Below are 8,186 nucleotides of genomic sequence, written 5' to 3' on the forward strand. Positions count from 1 at the left end.
CATCTCTCCTGGCGGGCGTCGTGTTCCGTATTTTGAAAGAGAAGAAGGCAGCGGGTGCTTCTTCTCTTTTCAAATACGGGTTAACCCGACATCAGCCGATATGATCGACAATGGCCAGGTGTTGCGCCAGCGTGTCGATCTCGCCCATCCAGTCCGATACCAATTTCCGGTCGGAGGGCGCGGCATGAACGCCCGCCGCGATCTGGCGGTTCAGCACCGCCTCCACCGCAAGCGAGACCGGAACCGACACCAGTCGCGCCATCGCCGTACCGCGCGCATCGCCCCAGGCATCCATCACATAGGTCTTGTGCCAGACCGGAACGCCTTTCTGTTCCGCCTTCAGGCTGACGCAGAGAACCACGCGGTCCGGCTCTCCCTCGTCATAGGCGTTTTCGGCCCAGAACTGATCGGACATTTCCTTCAGGCGAGCCTCTCCGGCCTCGCCCTCCAGGGTCTCGATTTCCCGGAACACATCGGCCCAGGCCTCGGCCCAGCCGTTGAGGCGCAGCGTGCCGCGCACGAATTCCCTGACGGGCCAGGCCGGATCGAAATTGTATTCCGCCATGAAGGGCAGGCTGTCACGGTTGGGATAGACCTCGAAGCTTTCCGGCGCAGGCAGCGGGGCTGTGTAGGATGAGATCGCGTCCCAGGGCCGGTTCACCCTGAGTTCCGAGAAATCGCGGATCGACCGTGACGGCGACCGCAGCGCCTTGAGCACGCCCAGGGGCGACCAGCTGAACTTGTACCGGAACGGGTTGGGGTGTTTCGGGATCCCCCCGCAGTAAGAGATGAAGCTGATTTCGTTTGTCGGATCAAAGGCTGCTGATCCACGGTAATCGGCGACCAGCGCATGGGCCATCAGATGGTCGATCCCCGGATCAAGCCCCACCTCGTTGACCAGCGCCACGCCAACTTCCCGCGCGGCACCGTCCAGCGAACGCATTTCCGGCGCGATATAGGACGAGGAGACGAAATGCGCTGCTTTCTCGATGGCCCGTTCGGCCAGCGGCACATGCCAGTCACCCGGCAGCATCGACACGATGACATCGCCTGCCTGAAGCTCTGCGGTCAGGGCTTCGATATCAAAAGCAGCGATATTGCCGGTCAGGTCGCCGACAGCCTCCTGCGCCTTTTCGACCGTCCGGTTCCAGACCTTTACGTCGTGACCGTCAGCGATCAGGCGGCGAAGCCCCGGAATTGCCGAAAGTCCTGTTCCGCACCAGTGAATCGTCATGAGCCCAGCCTTCTCATATGTTCCTCGAACGTGGCCGCCGCGCGGCCCCATACACCGCCGGACAAATTGCCCAATGTCAGAAGCGAGGGCAACAATTGTCCTGCATAATCATCCGAGCTTTCCGCCGGCAGCATCGATGGCAGATTGTCGATCGCCGTGACATCCAGGGGCGGCGCCTCATGCACGCGCAAGGCCGGTTCCGCCCAGCTTGTCGTCCGGTCATAGACCTTGATCGGGGAAAAATCGCTGTCCGGGTCGCAGGAGATATCGCCGATCACCGACAAGCGCCGCGCCGCGACCTTGGCGCTTGCGGGTACGAAAACAGGCGTGCCCGGCCGCGCGAGGATGCAGTTGAGGAAGATGTCATGCTGCAGGATCTCGGGGAAGGGGCCGCCGCTGGCGGTTTCCGCCATGTCCCAGCGGGTGACAGGCACGCCCATCGCCGTGCACAGATCCGCAGCCCCCGTGCCCACACGCCCCAGTGCACCGATCACGATGGCGGTTGGCCGGTGCGTGCCGGTTGCCACCAGTTCCGCCTGCAGGTCGGCCAGCAAGTGGGTCGAGCTGCGATAGGTCGAGACCGGTCCGCAGAGGCCGCCTTTCTGCTGCGCCGCCCAGCACTTCAACGCAACCGCTGCACCGGCATAGCCCGCCCAGTATCCAAAGGCGGCCACGCGGCGGCCTGCCTCGTCTACCAGATATTCCAGGTCATACAGCGTCCCGCCGCCTTCGCGGAAGCGGCGCAGCAGAACCTGACCGGCTGGCTGGCCCTTGAAGGCATGGCCGAACATGATGTGGCGATTCCGCAGCGGCGTGCCGTCCTCGGGCAATTCCTTCAGGCCGAAGATGATCGCGTCGTCCGGCGCATCGGGCCAGCTGTTCTCGGCCACGATGGTGCAACCGGCCTGGCGATATCCGTCAATCGGGATCGCCCGGACGCCGCTTTCCTCCACACTCACCGCGATGCCCGCCGCAATCAGCGCCCTGGCACCTTCAGGGGTCAGCCCCACACGTTCTTCATTGGGCCGCTGTTCGGCCCGCACCCATAGATGTGTCATGCGCCCCTCTTACAAAACGCCGTCCGACAAGGCCATGCGCACCGATGGGCGTTCCCACATCGACGCGTGGAAGGCCGCCAGTTTCGGATAGCGCCCCATATCCACCCCGTCGCCCGGCAGCCAAGTCGACACCACAAAGAGATAGGGGTCCGCGAGGCTGAACCGATCGCCCAGAACAAAGGGGCCGGTCAGCACATGTTCTTCCACATAAGCTGAGCTTTCCGACATGGTCTGGGGCACTTTCTGCTTCATGTCCGCCCAGGAGGACGGCTCATCGGCCCAGCGCGCGCCCCGCATCGCATGGGCGTGGTTCACATGCATCGTGCTGGCCAGATAGGTCATCGCGCTGCGCATCCGTGCCGCGTCAAAGGGATCCTCGGGGACCAGCCCCGCCTTGGGATGCATGGCGGCGATGTAATCGAGGATGGCGGATGTTTCCGTCAGAATGCCGCGCGGCGTCTCAAGCGCGGGCACCCGGCCCTTCGGGTTGATCGTCAGATACGCCGCCCCGCGCTGTTCCGCGTCCGAGAAATTGATGCGCCGCAGGTCGTGATCTGCCTGAGCCTCGTTCAGCGTGATCGCCACGGCGGCTGCAATCGTGCCGGGCGCGAAATAGAGTTTCAGCATGCAGTCAGCCTTTCGGGGTCAAAGATGGGTTTGCGCGTAATGGCGCTCGGGGTGTTCGAGATGTGGAACCGCGTTGAACAGAACCGGGGAAAGCTGATCGCCAATCGGGTGCAGCCGGTGCATTGACGTATTCATGATCGCCAGCGCCACACGTGCCATGGCCGGTATATCCAGATCCATCACCTGCCGCATCGCCATCGCGATCAGCCCGCCGGACGTGACCACCAGCGCAGGCCCGTCGCCTTTGGCAATCTCGGTCAGGGATCCCAGGACCCGGTCTTCGAACTGCGCAAAGCTTTCGGGCGGGTCCTTGATCACCCCGTCGCGCCAGGCGCTGAACACCTGCGGCAAATGCTGGGCGAAATGCTCGCGCTCGGTGGGGATCGCGACGCCTTGCTGTGTCTCCAACGCTTTGGCGAGGGTGAAGTATTCCATCTCGTTCAGGCGCGGATCCTGCACGACCTCTTCCGCGAAACCCATGCTTTGCGCGGTTTCGATATGCCGGGTCAGCGTCCCGCAATAGATCCGCGGATGGAAAGCGTTCGAGGCGCGCAGATGGTCTCCCAGCCAGGCGGCCTGCTGGTGGCCAAGCGCGCTCAGCTTGTCATAGCTTTTTTCGTCACGGGCCTCGGTATTGGCCTGCCCGTGGCGGATCAGGGTGATGTGGGACATGTCAGCCTTTGGGTGTCTGTCCCGCCTGACTTAACGGGCCGCGCGCCCGGTGGAAAGGGCAGGATCCCGTATTTGTAAAGAGAAGAAGACGCGATGTCGTGCATCGGAAACAGCGGTGGCGCAATTTCGGCAAGGGATGTCGGGATTGGGAGTCCCGCCCGCGCGCGAGGTTGATTTATACTGCGCCCACGCGAACGGGAGGCAGGAATGTCCGACACGATCAAATTCACGCTGGACGGCCAGGAGGTTGAGGCGCAACCCGGCATGACCATCTGGGAGGTTGCCAATGGCCGTGGCCTGGTGATCCCGCATCTGTGTCACAAGCCCGCGCCCGGCTATCGCCCTGACGGTAACTGCCGCGCCTGCATGGTCGAGATCGAGGGCGAGCGGACACTGGCCGCCTCGTGTATCCGCGAACCGCAGGACGGCATGGTCGTGACGACGAACTCCGCGCGGGCGACATCGGCGCGCAAACTGGTTGTCGAGATGCTGCTGGCCGACCAGCCCGAGCAGGAGGCGTCGCATGACCGCTCCTCGCACCTGTGGGACATGGCGGCGGCCAATGGCGTCTCGGAAAGCCGCTTTCCCAAGCTGGAAGACGGCCGCATCCCGTTGCTGGATGACAGCCATGTGGCGATGCGTGTCAATCTGGATGCCTGCATTCAATGCGGGCTTTGCGTGCGCGCCTGCCGCGAAGTGCAGGTCAATGATGTGATCGGCATGGCGGGGCGCGGGCATGACGCCTATCCGGTTTTCGACATGGACGACCCGATGGGCGACAGCACCTGCGTAGCCTGCGGTGAATGTGTGCAGGCCTGCCCCACCGGGGCGCTGATGCCAGCCACCGTTCTGGACGACGCGCAGCAGGGCGACAGCAAGGATTACGACAGCGAAGTGGACAGCATCTGCCCCTTCTGCGGTGTGGGCTGCCAGGTCTCGCTGAAAGTGAAGGACGGTAAGGTCAAATATGTCGAGGGGATCAACGGCCCTGCGAATGAAGGCAGGCTTTGTGTCAAGGGCCGCTTCGGGTTCGATTACATCCATCACCCGCATCGTCTGACCAAACCGCTGATCCGGCGTGACGATGCGCCCGCCAAGGGATTGAACGTCGATCCCGGCAACTGGCAGACCCATTTCCGTGAGGCCAGCTGGGATGAGGCGCTGGATTTCGCGGCAAACGGCCTGAAGGGCCGGGGGCGCGAAGTGGCCGGGTTTGGCAGTGCCAAATGCACCAATGAAGAGGCCTATCTGTTCCAGAAGCTGATCCGCCAGGGATTTGGCCATAACAACGTCGATCACTGCACGCGTCTGTGCCACGCGTCCTCGGTCGCGGCGCTGATCGAAAACGTGGGCTCGGGAGCGGTCACCGCGACCTTCAACCAGATCGAACATGCCGATGTCGCCATCGTCATTGGCGCGAACCCGATCGAAAACCATCCCGTCGCGGCCACCTATTTCAAGCAGTTCACCAAGCGCGGCGGCAAGCTGATCGTGATGGACCCGCGCGGCCAGGCGCTCAAACGCTTTGCCACCCATATGCTGCAATTCCGCCCCGGCGCGGATGTGTCGATGCTCAACGCGATCATGCATGTGATCGTGGAAGAGGGGCTTTATGACCAACAATATATCGACGCCTATACCGAGAACTGGGAGGCCGAGAAGGCCCATCTGGCAGGCTTCACGCCCGAGTTGATGAGCGAGATCTGCGGGATCGATCCCGACACGCTGCGCGCCGTCGCGCGTGATTTCGCGACGGCCAAGGCAGGGATGATCTTCTGGGGCATGGGCGTCAGCCAGCATATCCACGGCACCGACAATTCGCGCTGCCTGATCTCCCTTGCGCTGATGTGCGGCCATGTGGGGCGTCCCGGCACGGGTCTGCATCCGCTTCGGGGGCAGAACAACGTGCAGGGCGCGTCGGATGCGGGCCTGATCCCGATGTTCCTGCCGGATTACCAGACTGTGACGGATGATGGCGTCCGCTCCGCCTTTACCGAGGTTTGGGGCGGCGGCGATTTCTCGAACGAGAAGGGCCTGACCGTGACCGAGATTATGGATGCCGTGCACGCGGGCGACATCAAGGCGATGTATGTGCTGGGCGAAAACCCCGCCATGTCGGACCCGGATGTTGAACATGCCCGCGACGCTTTGGCGAAACTCGACCACCTTGTGGTGCAGGATATCTTCCTGACGGAAACCGCGAACTATGCCGACGTGATCCTGCCCGCCTCGGCCTTTTACGAGAAGAACGGTACGGTCACCAACACGAACCGTCAGGTGCAGATGGGCCGGCAGGCAGTGCACCCACCCGGCGAGGCGAAGGAAGATTGGTGGATCGAGGTGGAACTGGCCAAACGTCTTGGCCTGGGCTGGGATTATCAGTCCCCTGCGGATGTCTTTGCCGAGATGAAACTGAACATGAAATCGCTGGACAACATCACCTGGGGCAGGCTCGCGGGCGAAAACGCGGTGACCTATCCGTCCCTCTCGCCCGAGGATCCGGGTCAGGCGATTGTGTTTGGCAATGGCTTTCCGCGCACCGACGGGCGCGCACGGTTTACACCGGCCTCGGTCATCCCGCCGGATGAGGCGCCAGATACCGAATACCCGATGATCCTGACCACAGGGCGCCAGCTGGAACACTGGCACACCGGGTCCATGACCCGCCGCGCCACGGTGCTGGACGCGGTCGAACCGGAAGCCAACTGTTCGCTTCACCCCAAGACGCTGCGCCGTCTTGGCGTGGCCCCCGGTGACATGATCCGTCTGACAACGCGTCGCGGTTCGGTTCAGGTGATGGCCCGCGCCGACCGCGCCGTGGCCGAGGATATGGTCTTCCTGCCCTTCGCCTATGTGGAGGCGGCGGCGAACATCCTGACCAACCCGGCGCTCGATCCCTATGGCAAGATCCCGGAGTTCAAGTTTTCCGCAGTGCGCGTGGAGCCGGTCGGGGCGCAGGTGGCTGCCGAATAGGCGGGCCAAGCAATTTCGAAATTGCTTGCAAGGCCGTTCGAACGGCCTTGCGCCCGTCGCGCCCAGCGGGAACACTGTCGCAATGATCGACGCTGACCGCTTCCTTGAAAACCTCCACACGCTGCGCAGCTTTGGCGCGTCCGGCATTGGCAATGGTGTTGTTCGCCCGGCCTATTCCGACGCGGATATCGCGGCGCGTAGCTGGCTTGCCGATCAGATCGCCCAGGCCGGTCTGACCCCGCATATCGACCCGATGGGCAATGTCTTTGGCCTGCGCGATGGTCCTGCGCTTCTTCTGGGCTCGCACAGCGACACGCAGCCCGAAGGCGGTTGGCTTGACGGCGCGCTGGGCGTCATTGCCGGGCTGGAAGTGGCCCGCGTGAACCCGCATGTGTCGGTCGTGTCCTTCCAGGATGAAGAAGGCCGGTTCGGTGCGCTCACGGGCAGCTCGGTCTTTGGCGGCGCGATCACGCAGGATCAGGCTGACGCGCTGACCGCAAAGGACGGCACAACGCTGGGCGATGCGCGCAGCGCCCTGCCGCGCAATGATGGCCCGGTCGATCCCTCCCGCTTCACCGGCTATATCGAGATGCATATCGAACAGGGCCCCGTTCTGGATGCCGAGGGCGACCAGATCGGCGTCGTCACCGATATCGTCGGCTCGCGCCAGATCGAGGTCACATTCACCGGCCAGCAGAACCACGCGGGCACCACGCCGATGCATCTGCGCCGCGACGCGTTTCAGGCGCTGTCGGTCTTCAACACCGCGCTCAACGACCGGCTGCGCAATGTGGTCACGCCGCGCACGGTCTGGACGATTGGTCATGTGACGCTGCACCCGAATGCCTCGTCCATCGTGCCGGGGCGGGTATCCTTTTCCGTCCAGTGGCGCGATGCCGACGATGACCGTCTGACCCGGATGGAGCGGATCGTGCGCGACACCCTGGATGAGATCGCCGGTCAGACGGGCATGCAGCTTTCCCTCCACGGCCTGCGAAACCTGCGCCCCACCGCGATGGACGCCACCCTGCGCGCGGCACTTGAAGCCGGGGCCGAGGCCGTCAGCCCGGGCAAATGGCGGACCATGCCCTCAGGTGCGCTGCACGACGCGACGAATGTGGCGCGGGTTTTGCCGGTAGCCATGCTGTTCGTGCCCTCCATCGGCGGCATCAGCCACGATTTCGCCGAAGACACGGACGAGGCCGATCTGGTTACAGGTCTCAACGTGCTGGCCCATGCGGCGCAGAGGGTGACGGGCTAACGCCTAACCCCATTCGACATCCCCCAGAAAGATATAGCCCGCGCCATAGATCGTCTTGATCAGCCGCGGGTTCTTGGGATCCTCGCGCAGCTTCGTGCGCAGCCGCGAGATGCGCACATCCATCGCCCGGTCAAAGCTTTCGCCCGCAGCACCGCCCAGCGCGTCCTGCATCTGCTGACGGCTGATCAGACGTTTCGGGCTGTCCAGAAACAGACGCAGCACTTCGCCTTCTGCATGAGAGAACGGTGTTTCCTGACCCGTGCCATCCTCCAGCACATAGCGGTCGAAATGCGCGGTCCAGCCGTTGAACTGCGCGCGGTCACCCGAGCTGGGCGCGGCCCGCGCCCCGCCGCGCAGGCGG

7 protein-coding genes are annotated in these 8,186 nt (G+C 63.5%); 2 read left to right on the forward strand and 5 right to left on the reverse strand.

All coding sequences use genetic code 11. From position 1 onward, the window contains the following. Positions 1-91: 91 nt before the first annotated feature. Genes TR61_RS07090 through TR61_RS07105 form a run of 4 tightly spaced genes read right to left on the reverse strand, consistent with a single transcriptional unit; the run spans position 92 to position 3,591 of the window. A complete protein-coding gene (locus TR61_RS07090; RefSeq protein ID WP_050929226.1) occupies positions 92-1,234 on the reverse strand; it encodes a saccharopine dehydrogenase family protein in 1,143 nt (380 codons plus the stop codon). Further along, positions 1,231-2,292: a saccharopine dehydrogenase gene (locus TR61_RS07095; RefSeq protein ID WP_050929227.1), complete on the reverse strand. Its 1,062-nt coding sequence runs from the start codon at positions 2,290-2,292 to the stop codon at positions 1,231-1,233. The genes TR61_RS07090 and TR61_RS07095 overlap by 4 nt, the downstream gene beginning before the upstream one ends. 9 nt (positions 2,293-2,301) lie before the next feature. Beyond that, on the reverse strand, positions 2,302-2,916 hold the full coding sequence (locus TR61_RS07100; protein WP_050929235.1) for a glutathione S-transferase family protein: 615 nt from the start codon (positions 2,914-2,916) through the stop codon (positions 2,302-2,304). 21 nt (positions 2,917-2,937) lie between these two features. Further along, positions 2,938-3,591: a histidine phosphatase family protein gene (locus TR61_RS07105; RefSeq protein ID WP_050929228.1), complete on the reverse strand. Its 654-nt coding sequence runs from the start codon at positions 3,589-3,591 to the stop codon at positions 2,938-2,940. 207 nt (positions 3,592-3,798) lie between these two features. On the opposite strand from TR61_RS07105, the gene fdhF reads away from it, so the two are divergent. Together fdhF and TR61_RS07115 are read left to right on the forward strand one after the other, a co-directional pair. Continuing rightward, positions 3,799-6,564, forward strand: a complete 2,766-nt coding sequence (gene fdhF / locus TR61_RS07110; RefSeq protein WP_050929229.1) for a formate dehydrogenase subunit alpha — start codon at positions 3,799-3,801, stop codon at positions 6,562-6,564. A gap of 82 nt (positions 6,565-6,646) precedes the next feature. Then, on the forward strand, positions 6,647-7,825 hold the full coding sequence (locus TR61_RS07115; protein ID WP_050929230.1) for a hydantoinase/carbamoylase family amidase: 1,179 nt from the start codon (positions 6,647-6,649) through the stop codon (positions 7,823-7,825). 3 nt (positions 7,826-7,828) lie between these two features. Here TR61_RS07115 and TR61_RS07120 read toward each other — a convergent pair. Next, positions 7,829-8,186 (reverse strand): winged helix-turn-helix domain-containing protein (locus TR61_RS07120; RefSeq protein WP_172676945.1); only part of this gene is annotated, 358 nt, incomplete at its 5' end.

The organism is Aestuariivita boseongensis, from assembly GCF_001262635.1.
Classification (GTDB): domain Bacteria; phylum Pseudomonadota; class Alphaproteobacteria; order Rhodobacterales; family Rhodobacteraceae; genus Aestuariivita; species Aestuariivita boseongensis.